Below are 20,716 nucleotides of genomic sequence, written 5' to 3'. Positions count from 1 at the left end.
TATACTTTAGATGAATCAAATAAAAAATGACTCAAGCAACACCGCTAATTTTTAGCACTTAATAACTCTAAAATATAACAAATAATTTAAGGATAATATTATGAGTAACCATGACGAAATTGATCGCAGTGAAGTAAAACATATGTCAAAAGAAGCCAAACAAGACTTGAATGCTGACATCATCACAGGTGAGCCAGGCTCACATCCAGTAGGTACTGGTATTGGCGGCTTAGGTGGAGCAGCTGCAGGTGCGGCAATCGGTACGATGGCAGGACCACTCGGTACGTTAATCGGCGGTGCTATTGGCGCTATCGTTGGTGGCGGTGCAGGTCATGCAGCAGCTGAAGCAATTGATCCAACCCATGAAGAAGCTTACTGGCGTGCAGAACATGCAAATGCTGACTACTATACAGAAGAGCATGACTTTGACCGTGACCTACATCCAGCTTATGCAGTAGGTTATGCTAACCGTGCTCGCTATCCTGCGGACGCTCGCTTTGAAGATCATGAAGCAGATTTGGAACGTTCATGGCATGAAGTGAAAGGTGAGTCACGCATGGAGTGGAATGAGGCACGTAGAGCATCACAGGATGCATGGAATCGTGTGTCGTAACATTAGCAAATAGAAAACCTCGGCATTTCCGTATTTTTATAGCTGAGTTTTTACTTTTGGCAATTGTAGTTATATTAAAGCCTCTAGAGCATGCTCTAGAGGCCTTTTTGCATGTTGAAACCTTGGTAGTTGTGGTAATCTTAATGATGTCTTAACAACCCATAGAGCTACTATGACTGACTCTTCTTCTGAAACGTGTGAGCTTGCCCCTGATATCGCCAGATTTTATCAAGGTAAGTCTTTACAAGGTCAGCCACCCAGTCTTTGGACGCTGGTGTTGTCTCAAGTCACTACTTGGATATTTGCACGGTCGCTCATGAATGCGGCCGTTTTGGGCTTTTTCTATGGTATCGCTGGTACTTTGGCTTATGGGATGTATTATTTTAGTTTTATCACTGGCGCGCATATTGTCGATAGCTTACGATTCAAACATGGTTTCAATAACATACAGACATTCATGCAAGTCAAGTTTGGGGCAACTGGTGAGCATTTTTATAATGCAGTGATTGGTTTTCGATTAGTGAGCGAGGTGTTCAGTAACTTACTGGTATTTGGGTTTATCACCACCTTGTTCGTAGGCTTTAATGAGAATTATCTAATACTGATTATAGCGGTTGCTACCTTAATTTATTCTTCGATTGGTGGGCTGCACACGGCGTTAAAGACAGATGTTGCCCAAGCGTTATTGACGATCGTCGCCATTGCTGTTCTGTCGGTTGCTATGTTTGCACATCCCTTGTTTTCCTTCGATGACATTATCAGCTCCTCCAATACCGCTGACAACAAGGGATGGATATTATTGATAGTTGCATTTATCCAAATATGGAGTTATCCCGCTCATGATCCTGTTATGACTGACAGAGGATTTTTAGCAGACAGGGCGACTACCAAAAAGTCATTTTACTATGCTGCTCCTATTTCGATGGCTTGTATCCTTCTGTTTGGTTTGCTAGGTGTATTCGCACAGCTGAACAATGCAGGCGGTGCCACTGAAGTGACGCAAACGCTCAATACGCTATTCTCGCCAGCGGTAATGATATTGTTTAGTTTCGCCTTAATTATTTCAGCCATATCAACATTAGATTCTACGTATGCCAGTGCCGCAAAGTTGATAGCCATTGATATGAAACTGGTAAAGCCAACTGTCAGAAATGGCAGACTGATTATGCTAGGATTTTTGCTGGCAGGCTTGGCCTTCATTGCAACAGGCAGCAAAGACCTGTTTGATGCGGTGGCTATTAGTGGTACGGCTTCCTTGTTTTTAGCACCTGTCGTGTTTTTTAGTATTTGGTCAAGTTGGGAAGTCAAACCTTGGGCCATTATAGTGAGCTTTGTATCAGCGCTCATGGCTGGTATTGTCTATATGTTAGAAAACGGTGGCTATATTACAGTGATGGCACCAGTGTTTGGCGCAGAGCACAAATACGTGCAGCTGTTGATATTATGTGTCATGGCTTCTATGATTGGTAGTATCGCCTTTGTATTGGCTCGCAAACGAATGTGATTAGCCAATCTGTTAAACAGCTAACTACGTATAGATGTAACATGTATATAAATATTTAGTGTTATGACTTTGATGGAGCAAGTATTCGCTACATTATCAGTTGATCGATTTTTTGAGTTTTAAGTAGCAGGATAAAGCAATACGAAACACTACAGATTTAGTACGGGTGGTCTATTATCATGAACAAGTTGCGTTGTTTATTCATAATAATGCATACTATTCAAATAGCACTAGGATTTTTATGACTTACTCTGCCAATAAAGGTATTGATAAACAATTTTATATCGCCACTGCTAATTTACTAAATTTTGCCAATCCCAATCGTACTTACTATGAAAATGCTGAGCCATATAGCAATAAAGCGTATGAAAATAAACTGCGTGGTATCAGCGATTTATTAGCAAAAGCCCATGCCGACATCATTGCCGTACAAGAAGTATGGGACAGTGAGGCGTTAGAAGCGCTGGCGGTATCGTTAGGATTTAAGCCTGAACATGTGGTTATACCGCTGGCAAGCAACGATAGTGCGAGCCCTTATACTCAAGGTAGAGGGGCGCAAAATACGCCTGCAGTGGGAATTATTAGTCGCTTCGAGCAGCTAGAGACGACTTTATTAGAAGAGGTGGCACCAAAGGCAATGATTGATATTCCTGATATCGGTCCTTATAAACGCTTTAATCGCCCACCGTTGGTATTGCGAGTCAATGCATTCGAGCAACCGATTACTATTATTACGGCTCATCTTAAAAGCAAGCGCGCTTTTTTCTTACGTGATGAAGCTGGCAATTTGCTAGAAGATATGGATGATCCTAATATTCGTATTCGTGCCAAACTTCGTAGCTTATGTATGCGGGCAGCAGAAGCGGCCTCCATCCGTATGTTTATTATCGAACGCTTAAAGCATACTCGCGAGCCCTTAATCTTACTCGGTGATATGAACGATGTCACGGGTAGTGTGACCACGCAATTGATGACTGAAACTGGTGAAGTGAATTACGACAAAAGCATGCGTGATGTTGCTTTGTTTGATGCCGCTCGTGTCCAAGCGCGTTATGGCTGGATGAAAGATGTAGCGTATACCCATATCTATCAAGGTATGCCAGAAGTAATTGATCAGCTGTTTGTTTCAGAAGAATTCTTGGCTGATAGCAAGTTTGCGCTTGGTCAAGTCGAACGAGTTGACTATTTTAATGACCATTTAAAGTGGGATTATTCCGATAGAGTCATCGATCATGGTATTATAAGGGCGAAAATAAAACTTCATGATTAACCCTATTATGTTGTTAATTGATACATTCTTTTTTAACCCATGCATGTCCCTTGCTTGATAATGTACAAGCGTTTATGATGCCTCTTCATTGAATATAGAGCGGTAATATTAGCCCGTATTACCAACTAACGCACAGTCTTTCTTAGATTTAGAATGAATACTGTCCAATGAAGACCATATTTATAAAGATAGGGCACAACATTAAGAGATTTATAATGAGCGAAAACAAAGACGAAAAGATTGAAGATGTGTTGGTAGACTCGGAACTGGCAAAAAAACTGGTACCGAATAAGTTCAAATTCACCAGTCAGCAAGGCCGTGCACGCCGTCAGAAACTTTTGGCTGGTGCCAAAAAGTTGAGTGAAACACAAGCTATTAATGACATTACTTTGGCTGCTGTATGTGAAGAAGCCGGCATTCCAAGAGCCTCTGCTTATCACTTCTTCCCTAATATCGAAGCAATATTTTTAGCATTACGCTTTTTGAATGCAATTGAAATATTAGAAATAGTAGAAACGGTCGATATCGGTAATTATGACAGATGGCAGGGTTATTTGACGGCACTTATCGATAAGTGTGTGACGATATTCCATAACGATAAAACCAAAGCCAAGCTCGTTTATGACACCAATACACCTGATTTTGAAGGCGATAGTTTTGGTGAAGATATCGATCATCAAATCGTTGATTTGGTTTATAAGCGTTTGTCAGAGCGTTATGAGATGCCGAGTTTCCACGACATTCAAGACACGCTATTGATCGCCTATAGTATTGTAAATGCTATCTTTACCTTATCTTATCGCCGTCATCAAAGCATTACCAATGAGTATATTCAAGAAGCGAACACCGCATTTATTGCTTACTTGCGTTGCTACCTACCAGAAAAACTACCACGTAAGAATCGCTAGTCTCTCTGCAATTTAGCCATTTTGATGACACGCCTTAAGTAAATAAAAAAATCCGACATCATATGTCGGATTTTTTATGTCTACTGTCTTTGTTCGCTGTGGTTAGGATAGGTCTAACGGATCGGCGTTAATAACTGCCCACGGCAAATATCAGTACTTGTATCTAAAGGCGCATATTTCTCATAATAGCTGACAATTAGGTTCTGCAAAGCAACGTTGGTTTGCGAATCATGGGCATTCACATAGGCTTCACGCGCTTGCTCTAGCCAACGGTCTGCCATGCGAAAGTGGCTGCCTGACTCGCGCCAGCCTCGCTCGCATTGATTGGTCGCTGCCCAGATGAGAGAAACCTCACTGAACGCCAGTTCACGTGGTGCTGAAGTAATACCGTCACTATCTTTTAGGGCGCTTAGGGTTGCCCACAGATCGGGTCGCATCAAGGCTGAGTTGGAGGGAATGTCTTGATGCAGGCTGATGTCTTGTATCGTATCATTCTTTAGCGCGTGTAGTATGGTTTCTGCAAACTGTGCTGCTTGTAGCCCAGCAGTTGAGCGACTATTCATGCTGTCTTGATGGATGGCATAGGTCAGCCAAGCTTGCGCTTTATAAGCAAAGTATTGCTGACGTGCGCTCATACTTTTTTGCTGATACTCTTTCAATTGTGTCAGCATACACTGCATAGCACGTTGATGCGTGCTTTGATATTTATAAGCAGGCGTTTCGCTTTGCAATTCACTATCACAATAGTCATTGGTTTGTAGAGTGGTAGCTTGAGTATGGCTGTCTGCTGCCACTGCTGATGACGCAGTTGCCAGTAGTAATACTGCTGAGAGCGCAGTATAGATAGGCTGTTTGTAAGTTATTGCTTTAATCGCAGAGTACAACATAATACTGACCTTATATTAAGGTAATAAGTGTGGATATTTACTCTTATTAAGACTGACTTTATGAGTCACTAACCGATGAATAATAGCAAAGTAACATTGTAACATTTAAACTATAACGTAGAATTACTGGTCAGACGTTTGTTTTTACGTGGGTCTTCACGTTTGAATAAGTCTTCATCAAACTTAAAGCGCAGTCTAAAGTAAGCACCTTCTTGAGTGCTATCATCATAAGCGATGTCTTCATCTTCAAAACCCATAAAGTTGTAGCCGAGTGATAACCAAAGATTGGTCATTGGGCTATAGCCCACTTCAGCACCCAGCATATAAGACATATCATCCGCTTGTTTATTCCAATAAGTACCTGCTTGTAAGCCAATATCCCAGCGCTCGCTAATGTCATATAAGCTGCGTGCATAGACAGCATGAGCTGTGTTATCGCTTAAGATATCGTCAGCATCATACTCTGTATATTTACCCGCATAACGACCTGATAGCGTTAATGGGCGAGTCGGATGGTAATTGCCGCTCCATGACCAAACAATCGCATCTTTTTGATAAGGGTCGTCACCAGTCGCGTTGTCATCTAGACGATACTCAAGCTTGGCAAGCATGTCGAGTTGATTGCTATCATAATCACGATAAGCAGCGCCAAGCTGGAAACGGTTGATGGTGCGATGACCATCGTTATAATCTACTTTTGAGTAAATGTCTTTTGCTAATAAAGTAATATCATCGGTGTAACGATAAGCAATGCCCGCGCTGCCGAGAAGGGTGTCACTGGTGTCGCCCCAACGTTTTTCTAAACGCCCTGAAGCCTTGTAGTTTTCTTTGGCTAGGTACTCAACACCGACACCCGCTGCGGTTGCCGTGCTATCTTCGTCACCTTCTAAAGACTCGACACGCTCAAATAGTGTGCTCAAGGTTAGGCCTTCTTGGACATACCATTTGTTTTTTAGACCGATAGCTGCTTCTGCTTCGCGTGCACTGATTGCATCACGCATACGGTATTCGCTGTAAACCTTACCGTCTTTCATATAAGTGGCATCGAATCCCACGACCGTACGCTGACGCTCATCAGAATCATCTAGACCGTAGCTACCTGACAAACTATTAATTAAGTCATGGCGGGCGTATAAGCGACCTAAGCTACCCAGTGGCGTCTCGCCGCCGATAGAGGTGGCATTACGTTCGCTATTGTCAATATCTTGCTCATATTCGGCAAACACTAACGAGTTGTTCAGCTTGGGCAAACGTGCTGTCAGACGGGCGCGGGCAGTCGTCCCTTCGATATCTTTGTCAGCGTTACTGACGCCATTGAGTGCTGATTGATTGATGATGTCATCGTTGAATATTGTGTCATCGGTGACATCTAGCACGTCAGTGGCTGCTTGGGTATTACGTGAGGCGGCAGTTGCATCTTGCTTGTAGTAGCGCACCCCAATCTCGCCAACGATATTCTGACTTAGACGCTGTTCAATGCTTGCTTCTACACCTTTGCGATTGGCATCGGTCGTATGATCTTCAGTACGTACGCCCTCAAATTTAAGTGCCGTTTGCTTGTTGTTTAATGTATGAGTAACTTCAACACCAGATTCAGTGCGACCAGCTGTCTGCGGCGAGGCGCCAGTGACAAAGCCTTCGTCTGTATCGTTATAATAAGCTTTGGCACGGGTGTTTTTCTTGTTATTAAAGTCAAGCTCGATACGTAGTGCGTCGCCTTCGACGTCGTTACCTTCTAAAAGATCGGCATTAATCTGATTGCTTGGTTGAAAGTTTGGGTTTTCAGCTTTGTTCATCGCGTATTCGGCAACCAGCTTTAGCTTATCGCTAAATTTGATAACGCTGTTGACACTGGCCAGCTCTTCTTTATTAAGTGGATCGTCACTGTTGACATAGCTACCACCGATAGCCACTTTAGCATTCAGTTGTTGCTTGGCAGCGATACCGCCGACCAAATATTCTTCACCGCCTTCATCGACTTCTACAGTGACTCGTAGATAAATAGGGTTGCCATCGATATCTTGGCTAGCGATAGGGGCTTTTAAGAATAGGCTGCGACTAATAGGATCAATTTCATAATCTGCAAAGCGGGTAAGGGTTTCACGGTTGACGATCAAACCTGGGTTGTTCGCATCGCGAGTAATGACCTCGATCGTTTCTGAATTCTCTAATACGGCGTCAAAGTTTTCAGCCAATGGATAAGGGCCTGAGATACCCAAACCACGAGTTTCATTAACGCGCTGACTGGTGCTGGTCTCGGCTATGAAGGCAGTAACACGAGTATTGCTGTCTTCATACTGTGCTTTTATACCCGTCAACGTACGGTTGTACTGACCAAGCTTGATGCCTTCATCGTTATCGATTTGAGTTTTTAAATCACCATACATGGCAAATGAGCGGCCTTTATCTACTCGAACATAAAGCTTGCTGGTAGATTGGGCGTCAAAACCTTTGGCTGATGAATCGCCATAGACGGGATAGTATTCGCCCGGATCGATATCACGGAATAAACGTTCGCCTTTTTTATCACTGTCATAAGCGAGGGTTAGCAGATAGTCGCCGCGTACTTTGCCTTTGAGGAACATCGCAGCGCGACCAGATGCCGTATAGTCATCGTTACCAGCAAAATCATTAAGCTCTTGCTCAAATGCACCTTGAGCATCAGTAATACTGCCGCCATCAAAATCTTTGAGTGAGATAGCACCTTCTACGATACCAACAGCAATGAGAGGACGTAGCTTAGCAGTGAACTGTAGCGGAATGATTTGTTTGCTACTACCGGTATCAATAATCAGCTCACCCTTACCTGGTACACTCGGGGCGATGACTGAAACCAACAGCTCACCACCTGATACAGTAACTTGAGTACCGGATTGATCTATGCTGCTGTCTTTCAAATTGATACGACCGATATTAGTATCAAGCGTAAGAGAAGTAGTACCAATATAGGGGCGATTGTCACGATCTTTTAGACTAACGACTATCTGGTATTCGCTCACGCCATCAGCAGGCACTAGCTGTTCTTGAGTACGATAATTAATAGCTTGTAAACTATCAGGTGTCAATACTTTGATAGTTTGCTCAGAAATGACTTTGCCATTTACGTCAGTTGCCACACCACGTAAGGTGTTTTTACCACGTTGTAAGTCGACGGCATAATAATCAAAAGCAGTCACATTTTGCTTCTCTTGTTCAGCGGTTTTACCGATTTGCTGTTCTGATACCGCTTTACCATTGGCATAAAGGGTAAAAATAGAGCCTAAAGGCGCTTGGACCTGTACCATTTGCTTATAAATACTGAGCTGCTGACCTTCGCTTAGGTTTATAAAGGCGACATCATTATTAGCCACTTCTTTTAAGTATTCTTCTAGCTCTTTTTCTACTGGCGGTGCTACTGTGGTGACAGCCATATCGACACGATTGGCTGCTGGATTGACTATTTCATTGATGATAGCAGAGTCACAGTTATTACCAAGGTCTAAGTCGCCATTGACGTTACAGCCACTGGCTTCCACATTGTCATCGTAGTCACGATTGTAATCAGGGTCTAGGGTTAGCTCAGTTTTTACGGCTTGCTCAAGGGTGTCATTCTTAGCGCTCACAGATTTGCTACGAGCAATAAGCTCTGCGTTCAAGCGTTCCGTGCTATCGCCCATACCACCAACGATAGCAAAATCGGCACGATGTAATTCGCCATATTTTAAGTCAACGAAACGGCTACCCGCATCACCCGCATTACGATTGCTTTGGGTAACCAGTTCGGTTTCTCTAGGTATGGTAGTGCGATCAACTTTTAGCACGTGAGTCTTTGCACTAACGCCATAAAAATTATACTTACCTTCAGGATCGGTCACGATAAAGTTACCGTTTTCCATATAAATACGCACGCCTGCGACGCCAAGCTCGCCATCATTTTTTTGTTGGATACCATCACGGTTGATGTCGTGATAAACCTTACCGATGATGATGCCATCTGTATTCATGACACCGCGTTCGACTTCGATCTGCCACTGTGCTTCTCTAGAAACTATAGTGGTGGCTTGAGCCGTTTCGCTGTTACGAGCTTGTGCGGTAGCGCGGTTGATACCGTCACCACCTAATGCCGAAGCACCTACTAGCACGCGATAAGTGATCTCTCTATTTTCGCGAGCCTCTAAGTTACCTAGGTTCAGGACTTGGTATTTGCCTTCTGCTTTGAACTCAGTGGTCTGTGGTTGATTGACATTGATAGTCGTCGTAGGAGTAACGCGAGCACTACCTGCTACATAGTCAAAACCACGGGGCAATGCGTCTTTTAGCTGTACGTCATAAGCGGTGAAATCACTATTATTTTCAACGTTAATAGTATAGCTAACATAATCACCAAGCTCAGCGCTCTTTGTTTCGCTCTCTTTGGTGACGACTAAGGTTGGATTGTCATCAATGATATTGATTTGCGAGCTTAGGTCACTGATACTTACTGTGAAATCTGAAGCGCTCGGAAGTTCATCAGCACCGATGCCAACTGAAGGGGCGATACAAGCATCTAAACTGGCAGTCAATGTGTCGTTGTTCAAGGTCTGGATAAGCTTGTCGTTAATAGCATTAGCGTTATTTTGAGTTGCTGCGGACAGCTGATATTTACCTGTGTTATTACCGGTCTCTATTCCTTTAAGTGAATAGCTGTCTCCAGTCTTAGGAGATTTGATGGTAATCCACACTTGATCTGGCTTATCAGATTGAACGTTGCATTGGGCGTAGCTGGCATTGATATAGACGTTTTCATCGATTTGAGAGGTGGTTTTATTTTTATCAAACTTAGGCGTCGTAAATTTTATCTCAGGCTCAACGATAACGAGCTTGTCAGTAACGTTAGCAGTTATTGAGGGATCTTCTAGAACGATAGCACCAATCTGAATCTCAGCAGTATCATCAGTTTTACCGTTAGGATCCGACAAGGCTTGTACGATAAGTTGAATGCTTTCATTGTGCCCAAGCATGATCTGAGTGCTCAAGTTGTCAAAGATAACTTCTCTATCATTACTATCTACGATGCCGTTTTTATTTAAGTCTTGATAAACTTTTAAATTAGAAAGAGTTGGCGATATATTTAATGTCAGCTCAACCGTTTGGTTGCTGTAGCTGGTATTGCTTAGGACATTGACCCAATTAACCAAAGTATTGGGCATGACTGTCTGTACTGCCTGCTTCGTTAGATCAATACCAAATTCAGGAAGTGCAGAAGCTTTGACTTGTACTTGGTTAGAGATGCTACTCAAACCGACGCTATTATCACCATCGACGTTAAAGCTAGCATTGGCAGTATTAGTAATAGTTTGTACAGTATCATCAGATGCTGCAAAAGCCATATTTGATTGCATAAGCAACATTGCCAATGACAGCGCAGAGATCTTCGCTGTACACAATGCGGTACGATTAGACGGTGTCATAATTGATAGAGTCATATGTCGCTTATCCAATAAAACATAAAGGGGCTGGGGTGGTAACTCTCTAGCTTGGCTAACGAACCTTTAGGTCAAGCTAGAGGGTTTATCTACAAGCCTCTTACAAGGCTTATAGATTATAAAAATTAACGAGCGTTTTTAATTTTAATTCTAAAGGTCAAGGTGCCAACGCCCTGAGGAACTAGGGTATAGCCGCTACCAAGAACCGCAGTAGTACTAGTACTAGCTAGACCTGCAATAGAGTTAGAAGTAGCAGAAGTAGCAGGTGAACCAGCTACTAAATCTGCACCCGCTGAGAAGTTGGATAACAAATCCGAGATGTTTAGATCGGTGAGACTGAAACCTAATGCCGCTGAAGACGTATTAGTTGCCTGAATACGATAGATGACACACTGATCAGGGATTGCATTAATAGCAGTTTGAACAAACGCCCCTGCAGCAACCGTACCTGAACAAGTCGTATCCAAGGCTTGAGCCTTCACTAAAGCTAAGCCTCTAACATTAGTTGTATCAGTCACTGAAGTAGCAGCAGGTGGATTAGTACCAGCTGGGGTCAAAGTTACGATAGTCGTTTCAGTGCTACCAACAGCTGCTGCATCAGCAACAGTTCCAGGAGTAGCGACATTGCCTGAAGACACTTTATAGTTAATCGCTAGTACGCCACCAGGTGCAATGCCACCAGGTAATGTAGTTGTGTTGAGCGTGTAAGTATTACCATTAGCAACAGTAGGTTGAATGGTTGTGGTAACAGGTGTTCCACCACCAGGCGGTGTATAAGTCACACTGACAGGACCAACAACAGGTCTGACAGCTGGATTCAAGCCACCATCAGCAATAGTGAAGGTCAATGGATTAGCATCAGTACCTTCAGTATCTTGACCGTCGTTAGTAATAGTTGTCGTCTGTGTGGCTTGACCAGCAGTACCTGAGGCAGGGGCAATCTCTTTGGTGGTTGGCGCACTCAATACAACTGCTCGTCTAGTAAAGTTGGTTACACCAGCGCTATCGACACCAGCGCCATTCGCTTGATCAGCAGCAGGAGGAACTCTAGTGACATCTCTAGTGTTATCTGTACTATCTAAAATGTCATAGTTAGTATTAAGTGTAGGAGTAGCAGGTAACGTGCCAACTGCACCGACGATTTTATCGTAGACTTCTACGTTGTTCGTTGCCGTGCTATTAGCAGCAGTGTAGCTTGCAGGAGCAACGTTAACAGTGAAGGAAATAGTTTGACTTGCACCAACGGCTAAGTTTGCTACGGCAACATCAATAACGGTTCTACCATTTACAACAGAAGTTGTCACTGTAGCGCCATTTGAAGCTGTTACGCTTGCAGCACCATTAGGTAAGGTCATACCTGCAGGAAGAACATCTCTAATGACAAAGTCAGTCGCAGCAGCACTATAGTCAGTAGTTGCGTTAAGCACGGTAATACCATAAGCAATCTGCGGGTTAGCTACTGTCAGATCAACAGTACTCGTCGCTGTTTTTGTGATTCTGTAGGTAGGCAATCTCACGATCGTTTGGTTTTCGTTTACCAATGTCGCATTTGCTGGTTGATTAGCTGTGAAGAAAGTACTGGTCGCTGTTAGTGTACCAACGCCTTTATCGTTACCATTACGAGCGGCTGGCGTAGCTGCTGCATAGCTTAGATTCGCTCTAGTACCTGGCTGTAGTCTGATAGTACCACCATTAGCTAGGGTACCTGTCTGTGCTTGACCATTTAAAGCGGTGACTTGAGCAGGAGTTAAAGCAGTACCATTTGCTTGTACAATAGTAAACGTAACAGGCGCAGTACCTAAAGGATAGTCAGGAGAAGCCGTTACTAGTGGTGAGTCATTACCTGTGGTATTGACAGTATAAGTATCCGTCACGTTACCCGTGTTGGTTAAAGCATGAGTAAAGTTAGTCGTACCACCTGGCGTAGCAGTCTGATTGATAGCAGTATCGTCACCAATGCTACCATCATCAACAGTCGATATGAGTGCAAAGTTAGCTGTTTCACTAACGTTGACAGTTACAGTATTGGACGCCACGTTTGGCTGAGCGATACCAGCAACGCTATAGCTGGCAGTCGCTTGGTTATTAATAGGTGCAGCACCTGAAGTAGCAGCGTTAGCAGGGGTCGCAGCGTTAGCAGTAGTGATACCCATTGCTGCCACCACACCAACAGCTAGTACTGAATATTTAAAAGAATTTGGTTTCATGCGGTAGATCTCCAAAAAGTTAAATTATTAAGGTTGAAGGATTATTTATTAACGACAGTATTAAGGGCAACAGCCGCCGCCTTTTTCGCAGGTAGTAACTTGATGTTCCAGCGTAGCGTACGGTATTCAGAGTAGGGTACCTTGATCATCTTGCCGTCGATTTTACGCATTAGAGGCATATCAGCGTAATTCTTGCCATCGATACTGGCTTGTGCGCTGGCAGGGTTTGCCTCACCTGTGAATGTCATGTTTGCAGGGATAGGTAGTGTCACCATCAGATCATTAATATCATTATTGACGGTATTGGTATAAGTTGCTTTGTATTGGATGACAGTACCTGCTGGCGCGGTACGCACTGGGGAATATACTGTCTTACCGTCAGCATTCTTGATGACTTGATTAGCAGTCAGTTCCATTTTTAGAGCATCATCAGCATGTGCGACATTCAATAAAGAAATAGAAGCAGCGGTTGCCAATAAAATACCGTGTAAGAGATTAAAACGTTTCATATAAAATCCTTTCTTAGAACATGACTATCAGTGAATAGCAAACGTCGTATGTTTTGATGGAGGAGCTTGCAATCTAATATGATTCTCATTTTTAGAAGGCATCTATCTTCCTTTTTTCTATTGTCACGTAATTGATACAATTATTCATCACAAAAACGACAACTGGCATTTTGAAGTATATAAACGGTAAAAGCCCCGTCTGGCTAGACAGGGCTTTTATTATGAGATACTAACGAGAGATGAAAGTGTTAAGAGAAGATAAATTATTGATTGCTTGCAATAGTGCCATATTTTGTATTGAAGTAAAAATCTCGTTTAGCTCTAGCTGTTAATGTAAGAGATTTAGTTTTCACCTCACCATTTCCTCCAATCGCTGGATTCTCGCTAGTAGTATAATCAGTTGTTGAAAGTGCGGGGTTAGCTAATACGGATGTAACTGTCGCGCCATCAACACCTTGTTTTTGGAGAACATCCTTCATCACAAAGTTGTTAATGTCAATATTTGCACGATTGGTAGCAGTAATTCTATAAGCGATACATTGTCCAGGTATGATATTGCCGTTAATGCCGCCTTCACTAAAACCGGTCCTAGGATCGGTATTTCCTGAGACATTTAGGGTACTATCAGAGTAATTGAGCGTTGCAGGGCAGTTGTTGACGTATTGAGCCTTTCTTAGTACCAATGCAGCGTTTGCAGGAATGACTCTGCCAAAGTTTCTGTTAGGATAATTATAGGTTGTAGTTGCAAATCCAGTACTAATATTATCAGTCGTGGTTCGGATAGGGTAAGTCGTTCCTGTTCTACTTTCTATCAAACAAATATTTCGATTAGCACCAAAGGTAGAAATAGGCACACTGAACTGATACTGTCCAATCGTAGGGCCTGTACCTGAGGGCTGAGTCGCATAAACAGTGCCAGCATTGCCACAATTCACAAGCCTGACTGTACTACCACTAATACCTAATTCAGGAGCAGTAGGATCAAATCGGCCATTAAAATAATTGGGCTTGTTGAAATAAGTACCGCTTGTAATATTAGCGTTATTGGCATCAGCTTGAGCAGCGGTAACACCACCGTTATCATCAAATACAGTACCAGAGAAAATGTACTGAGGGACGTAACAGTAGTTGTCTACTCGAATATCAATCTCTTGATTAGTCGCAGTTGGAAGAAAGCCCGTATTTGTATAACGAATTTTTACTGAAGTCACTGGCTGAGAAAACTGAATAGATCCTTGGCATTGAGTACCTAGATCTTTAGCTGGACAGTTAGGATCATTAACAGTTCTAGTATATAAACCCTGTAGATTCTGATCAAAAATTATATTTGATCCCACTATGGGTTGAAAGGCTCCAGTAATAGTAGCGCCTGCTTCATTGACGCCTGTAATTTGAACAAGGTCATCAAAAGTATTGCCGTTGCTATTGGCGTAATCAATGTCAAATGCACTTAAAGCTACGTTAGTAAGAAAAATTGGCTGAGACGTTATGCTATTACGAAAATCAAGATTTATGTCTGTAAAAGCAGTGTTATTGGGAAATGTCCGTCTAATGTTAATAGCATTGAGACCACCTGCAGTAATGACGCCGAAGTTACTAAGTTGTGTATTAGTACTAGATTCAACCGTATTCATCCTGATCTGTAAAGGAATACTGCCTGCTGCATTGCCTGCAACCGTCACATAATTATTGGTGTTGACTGCAGAAGCTAAGCTAGAATAATCAGCATTGGTTAAGCTACCTTGAGAGAAGTCAGCAGAGCAGACTGCTCCAGGATTAGGAGCAAGTGCAAAAGATGAGTGGCTGATTAAAAATGACGCTATAAACCCTACTAAAGTCAGTAGTATGAATTTATATTTCTGGAACAAATCTATACTCTTAGATCCTGCAAAGTATTTATCGATGTACATAGTAATATTCCTATAAACTCACACTGACGATTAGAATTCGTACCGAACATATCTGTTACCAGTTCAACAGATGAATGTATAAATCATGTAACTTACTATTTTATAGAATAATTGTAAAAAATGTCTTAAAGAGTCGATAGGTGGCAGGTTTTTTGTGACCAGATGCCAAATTTCTGACTTGTAGTATAATTATTTATATTTTGTACTTCTTATTTTCTGTACATCTTATGTTTACACATCGCGATTATCTCAAATTATTTGAATTTTTCCTTGTCATTCAAATTGTTACATTCTGCATATTCTCTTAAAAAGCCATCAAATATTTACTTAATAACTAATCGTTATTTATTTAAAAAATACTTGTCATTTCGCCATTTCTTTACAGCCATAAACAACCTATCAATAAACGCCTATAATATAGAGTGATTATCGTTTAATAATTAGATATATAGCACGAGTTTTGATTTTGTTATGCTTCTTTTTCTTCAAGATGCTAAAGGGTCGTTGCGTTATATTGTCACCTGAGCTTTATATGACTGCAACACATGATGGAGCGGCGGCCTGTCGCCTGCTACCTGTAACAAGGAAGTCATTCAGCAAAGCGTTAGCACATTACTATATTAAATAACACGTTGATTTAACAACACCCTGTCATAGTACAGGGCTGACTGATAAAAAAGGATGAGTAAAGATGAGTTATTATAAGGATGCTGATAGCACCGAAACCCAAGAATGGCTGGACGCCTTTGAGTCTGTCATCAAACATGCGGACAAGGATCGCGCGCAATTTTTGCTAAAAGCCTTGTACAACATGGCGGTACAAGAGGGATTGCCATTTAATAGACTAGATACTGCCTATGTTAATAGTATTGCGGTCGAAGATGAGCCAATGTACCCAGGTGATTTGGGTATGGAGCGTAAAATTCGTGCCTTGATTCGCTATAACGCTTTAGCAATGGTCATGCGCGCCAATAAGAACGATGATGACTTAGGTGGTCACTTAGCGACATTCGCGTCTAGTGCCACGCTATATGAAACTGGCTTTAACCATTTCTTCCGCGCCGCTAGCGATCACTTTGGTGGTGATATGATCTACTACCAAGGTCACTCTGCTCCAGGTATCTATGCTCGCTCATTTCTAGAAGGTCGTTTGACAGAAGATCAGCTCGATAATTTCCGCCGTGAAGTCGGTGGTAAAGGCTTATCAAGCTATCCGCATCCTTATCTAATGCCGGACTACTGGCAGTTCCCAACCGTATCGATGGGCTTAGGTCCGATCATGTCGATCTATCATGCTCACGTGCATCGTTATATGGAAAACCGTGGCTTGCTCGAAAAAGAAGGTCGTAAGATTTGGACGTTCTTGGGCGATGGCGAAACGGACGAGCCAGAGAGCTTGGGTGCAATTTCTCTCGCGGGTCGTGAGAAACTGGATAACCTAATATGGGTAGTCAACTGTAACTTGCAGCGTCTGGATGGTCCAGTCCGTGGTAACGGTAAAATCATTCAAGAGCTAGAGTCTGTATTCCGCGGCGCAGGTTGGCGCGTGATTAAAGTTATTTGGGGTGGTAACTGGGACAGTCTACTGGCCAATGACAAAACGGGTGTGCTAAAGCATCGTATGGAAGAAGTGGTCGATGGTGAATACCAGTTATATGAGGCCCGTACAGCTGAGTTTACTCGTAAAGAATTCTTTGGTAAATACCCAGAGCTAGAAGAGATGGCAGATGCCTTGACGGATGATGATATCGCACGCTTAAATCGTGGTGGTCATGATCCAGTGAAGGTGTATGCAGCCTTTAGTGAAGCCATGAAAACCAAAGGTCAGCCAACGGTTATTTTGGTCAAAACCGTCAAAGGTTACGGCTTATCCGCCCAAACCCAAGCAGTCAATAAATCGCATCAGGTGAAAAAGCTTGATCAAGACGCACTGGTCTATTTCCGTGATCGTTTTGACTTGCCATTTACCGATGAGCAGCTAGAGACTCTACCGTTTTACCGTCCTGAAGAAGGGTCGGCAGAGATGAAATATCTCAAAGGTCGTCGTGAGGCATTGGGTGGTCATTTACCAAACCGCCGCAGTGGACATATTCCATTGAATATTCCTGAATTGTCTATTTTTGACCGAGTGCTAAAAGGCAGCAATGGTAAAGAGCAATCGACGACGATGGTATTCGTACGCCTGTTGTCAGCTATGCTAAAAAACAAAGACATCCAAGATCGTGTGGTACCAATCGTACCAGATGAAGCGCGTACTTTTGGTTTAGAAGGCATGTTCCGTCAACTGGGTATTTACTCTGCAGTTGGTCAAAAATATACGCCAGAAGATAGCGAAGCATTAATGGGTTATAAAGAAGCTATTGATGGTCACATGTTAGAAGAGGGTATCAACGAAGCAGGTGCAATGAGTACGTGGATTGCGCTCGCGACCAGTTACTCTGTGAACGCGTTACCGATGATTCCAATGTATATCTACTACTCAATGTTTGGTTTCCAACGTGTGGGTGATTTGGCTTGGGCGGCAGGCGATTGTCAGGCGCAGGGCTTCTTGTTGGGTGCTACCGCTGGTCGTACTACGCTTAATGGTGAAGGTTTGCAGCATCAAGATGGACATTCGCAGATATTGTTCAACGTAGTACCAAACTGTGTCAGCTATGATCCTTGCTTTGGTTATGAGCTAGCAGTTGTGATGCATGATGGCCTGCGCCGTATGTATGGTGAAGGCGAGCGTGTTTATTACTACCTAACGCTAATGAATGAAAACTACGAGCAACCTGCCATGCCAGAAGGTAGTGAGGAAGGTATCAAGCGCGGTATGTACTTGCTTGAAGACAATGGCTCAGCACAAGTACAACTATTGGGTTCAGGCGTGATTTTACGTGAAGTACAAAAAGCGGCACAGATTCTAAAAGATGAGTTTAATATTACCTCTAACGTCTGGAGTGTCACCAGCTTTAACGAGTTGACGCGTGATGGTATGGAGTGTGATGATTACAATCGCTTGCATCCAATGGATGAAGAAAAAGTGCCTTGGGTCACTGAGCAATTGGCACCGCACGAAGGTATCGTAGTTTCTGCAACTGACTATATGCGTAACTATTCAGAGCAGATTCGTGCTTGGTTACCAGACAATCGTCCTTATACCACGCTAGGCACTGATGGCTATGGCCGTTCTGACACTCGTGAAAACCTACGCAGTTTCTTCAATGTTGATGCCGCTCACATCGTCGTTGCCACGCTTAAGCGTCTGGCAGATGAAGGTGAAGTTGAGATGCGTCTGGTAAAAGATGCGATTTCAAGCTTAGGTATCGATGTCGATCAGCCACCTGCATGGCAACAGCAGTCTTATTCGGATCATTCTCCAGATGCGCCAGCACCAGGTAACGTCAATCCAAATCCTGTGCCTGAGTTCGTTGCTGAAGACGATGACGAAATCAGTAATGAGGGTCGTTCTGAAGATCAAGCAGATTCGACTTTACTCAATGACGGCGATGTCAAAGAATAATAACCATAAGACAAGGAGATAAATCATGGACATTAAAGCCCCCGATTTGGGTGTCGATAGCGCCGAAGTTAGCGAAATTATGGTAGAAGTTGGCGACGTCATCGAAAAAGACGACAATATCATTTTATTAGAATCTGACAAAGCCTCGGTCGAAGTGCCTAGCTCTGCTGCTGGTAAAGTGACCAAAATCAGCGTTGCGGTTGGTGATCAAGTCAGTGAAGGTATGGTACTGATTGAGCTTGAAAGTGAAGCGGACAGCGCAGAAGAGAGTAGCGATAGCGCATCTGATGCCGATCAAAAACCCAATGACGAAAAAAATACTAATGTTGCACCAGAGACAGAATCTGCCGCTGAAGCCAAACCTGCGGCAACGGAGTCTAGTGCAAAGCCTGCGTCTAACGCTGGCAAAGCCACGACTCATGCATTACCTGATCTAGGTGTCGATGAGGCGCAAGTTTCTGAGATTATGGTGAGCGTTGGTGATATCGTCAGTGCTGAGCAATCAATTCTATTGATTGAGTCTGATAAAGCATCGGTAGAAGTGCCTGCACCAGTCGCTGGTAAGGTTGAGAAAATACTGGTCGAAGCCGGTGATATGGTTGCCAATGGTCAGGATTTCATCGTCATTGTCAGTGATGCAGACACTTCTGATTCACAAGACTCAGCACCAGCCAAGTCAGACGATAATGCTAGTAAAGATAACGTTAGCAAAGACAGTGCTGATAAAGACGATAGCGCTGCTCAGCCAAAAACCACTGGTGAGCCGAAGCAAGCTGCCAAGACTGATACAGCTGCTAGCAAAACAGATAGCAAGTTGACCGAAACTCAGGTAAATGAGAAGTTAGTTGATGTTTATGCTGGTCCCGCAGTGCGTAAGCTGGCACGGCAGCTGGGTGTCGATATTAGCCAAGTGACAGGTTCTGCAGTCAATGAACGTATCTTAAAAGAAGACTTGTTTGCTCACGTCAAAGAAAGTTTGACCACACAGAAAGCAGCACCTGTAAGTAGTGGTACTATCAGTTCAGGACTGCCAAAACTGCCAGATATGAGCAATACTGAGATTTGGGGCGAGACAGACACACAAGACCTTAGCCGTCTGCAAAAAGTCTCGATACCGCAGCTTAACTATAATACCTTACTGCCACAAGTCACACAGTTTGATCTGTCTGATATTACTGAGACAGAAAAGCTACGCGGTGAGCTAAAAGGTAGCATGAAAGCGGAAGGTATTGGTTTCACTATTTTGGCCTTTGTGGTTAAAGCAACGGCCTACGCCTTGACCCAGCATCCACGTTTTAACAGTCACTTAAGCGACGATAATACTCAAGTTATTTTGCGTAAGAGCGTTAATATGGGTATCGCAGTGGCGACTGATGATGGCTTAATCGTTCCTGTCATCAAAAATGTGCAAGATAAAGGTCTTAAGCAAATCGCCATTGAGATTGGCGAGCTAGCAGTCAAAGCACGTGATAAAAAACTCACGACTAAAGATTTGCAAGGCGCAAGCTTTACCATATCAAGCCAAGGTAATCTAGGAGGCACTGCCTTTACACCATTGGTAAATTGGCCACAAGTTGGTATCTTGGGTGTGTCTGAGGCAAGTATGCAGCCACGTTGGGATGCTAAAACGCAAAGCTTTGAGCCGCGTTTGATGTTGCCGTTGTCACTGTCTTATGATCACCGTGTGATTAATGGGGCAGATGCCGCAGTGTTTACCCGCTATATCGCCACGTTACTGGCTGATCCGCGCCGTATCCTGATCTAGAATTGATAAGCAATTAAGAAAGAGACTGCCTATGGGTGGTCTTTTTTTATGTGTCATGATTTGTTTTTATAGGTCGTTATCTGCTTTTATAAATAAATGCTCAGTAGTTAGGGTAGACAGTAATGATCGTAATAAATAGGCACAAAAAAGCCAGCATAATCGCTGGCTTTTTGTATACATACTATTTTTGCTAT

General features: G+C 43.1%; 11 protein-coding genes. 6 read left to right on the top strand and 5 right to left on the bottom strand.

All coding sequences use genetic code 11. The features are described 5' to 3' along the window. Positions 1-100 precede the first annotated feature (100 nt). The 4 genes from IOD06_RS01510 to IOD06_RS01495 all read left to right on the top strand — a co-directional run bounded on the left by IOD06_RS01510 (position 101) and on the right by IOD06_RS01495 (position 4,295). Entirely contained in the window at positions 101-613 is a 513-nt protein-coding gene (locus tag IOD06_RS01510) for a hypothetical protein (protein WP_194618730.1), read from the top strand. 172 nt (positions 614-785) lie between these two features. Beyond that, a complete protein-coding gene (locus IOD06_RS01505; RefSeq protein ID WP_194618727.1) occupies positions 786-2,117 on the top strand; it encodes a sodium:proline symporter in 1,332 nt (443 codons plus the stop codon). Between the two features lie 241 nt (positions 2,118-2,358). Continuing rightward, complete coding sequence (locus IOD06_RS01500; protein ID WP_194618725.1) at positions 2,359-3,387, top strand: endonuclease/exonuclease/phosphatase family protein; 1,029 nt, start codon at positions 2,359-2,361, stop codon at positions 3,385-3,387. A 215-nt stretch (positions 3,388-3,602) separates the two neighbouring features. Then, complete coding sequence (locus IOD06_RS01495; protein WP_010198157.1) at positions 3,603-4,295, top strand: TetR/AcrR family transcriptional regulator; 693 nt, start codon at positions 3,603-3,605, stop codon at positions 4,293-4,295. Positions 4,296-4,408: 113 nt separating this feature from the next. Here the strand turns inward: IOD06_RS01495 and IOD06_RS01490 are convergent, their stop codons facing one another. The 5 genes from IOD06_RS01490 to IOD06_RS01470 all read right to left on the bottom strand — a co-directional run bounded on the left by IOD06_RS01490 (position 4,409) and on the right by IOD06_RS01470 (position 15,252). Beyond that, on the bottom strand, positions 4,409-5,182 hold the full coding sequence (locus IOD06_RS01490; protein WP_194618723.1) for a hypothetical protein: 774 nt from the start codon (positions 5,180-5,182) through the stop codon (positions 4,409-4,411). A 110-nt stretch (positions 5,183-5,292) separates the two neighbouring features. Next, entirely contained in the window at positions 5,293-10,626 is a 5,334-nt protein-coding gene (locus IOD06_RS01485) for an SdrD B-like domain-containing protein (protein ID WP_194618721.1), read from the bottom strand. A 125-nt stretch (positions 10,627-10,751) separates the two neighbouring features. Beyond that, complete coding sequence (locus IOD06_RS01480) at positions 10,752-12,833, bottom strand: hypothetical protein (protein ID WP_194618719.1); 2,082 nt, start codon at positions 12,831-12,833, stop codon at positions 10,752-10,754. Between the two features lie 41 nt (positions 12,834-12,874). Next, positions 12,875-13,342 carry a hypothetical protein gene (locus tag IOD06_RS01475; protein ID WP_189581509.1) on the bottom strand — a complete coding sequence of 156 codons (468 nt, stop codon included), beginning with the start codon at positions 13,340-13,342 and terminating at the stop codon, positions 12,875-12,877. 263 nt (positions 13,343-13,605) lie between these two features. Continuing rightward, on the bottom strand, positions 13,606-15,252 hold the full coding sequence (locus IOD06_RS01470; RefSeq protein ID WP_194618717.1) for a hypothetical protein: 1,647 nt from the start codon (positions 15,250-15,252) through the stop codon (positions 13,606-13,608). A 691-nt stretch (positions 15,253-15,943) separates the two neighbouring features. Between IOD06_RS01470 and aceE the strand changes: the two genes are divergently transcribed. Continuing rightward, positions 15,944-18,757, top strand: coding sequence for a pyruvate dehydrogenase (acetyl-transferring), homodimeric type (gene aceE, locus IOD06_RS01465; protein WP_194618715.1), 2,814 nt, complete (start codon positions 15,944-15,946; stop codon positions 18,755-18,757). 25 nt (positions 18,758-18,782) lie between these two features. Continuing rightward, positions 18,783-20,522: a 2-oxo acid dehydrogenase subunit E2 gene (locus IOD06_RS01460; protein ID WP_194618713.1), complete on the top strand. Its 1,740-nt coding sequence runs from the start codon at positions 18,783-18,785 to the stop codon at positions 20,520-20,522. Positions 20,523-20,716 lie beyond the last annotated feature (194 nt).

Source organism: Psychrobacter sp. N25K4-3-2 (assembly GCF_015351755.1).
In the GTDB taxonomy this organism is placed as follows: domain Bacteria; phylum Pseudomonadota; class Gammaproteobacteria; order Pseudomonadales; family Moraxellaceae; genus Psychrobacter; species Psychrobacter glaciei.
This window is presented reverse-complemented; position numbering and strand designations above follow the sequence as displayed.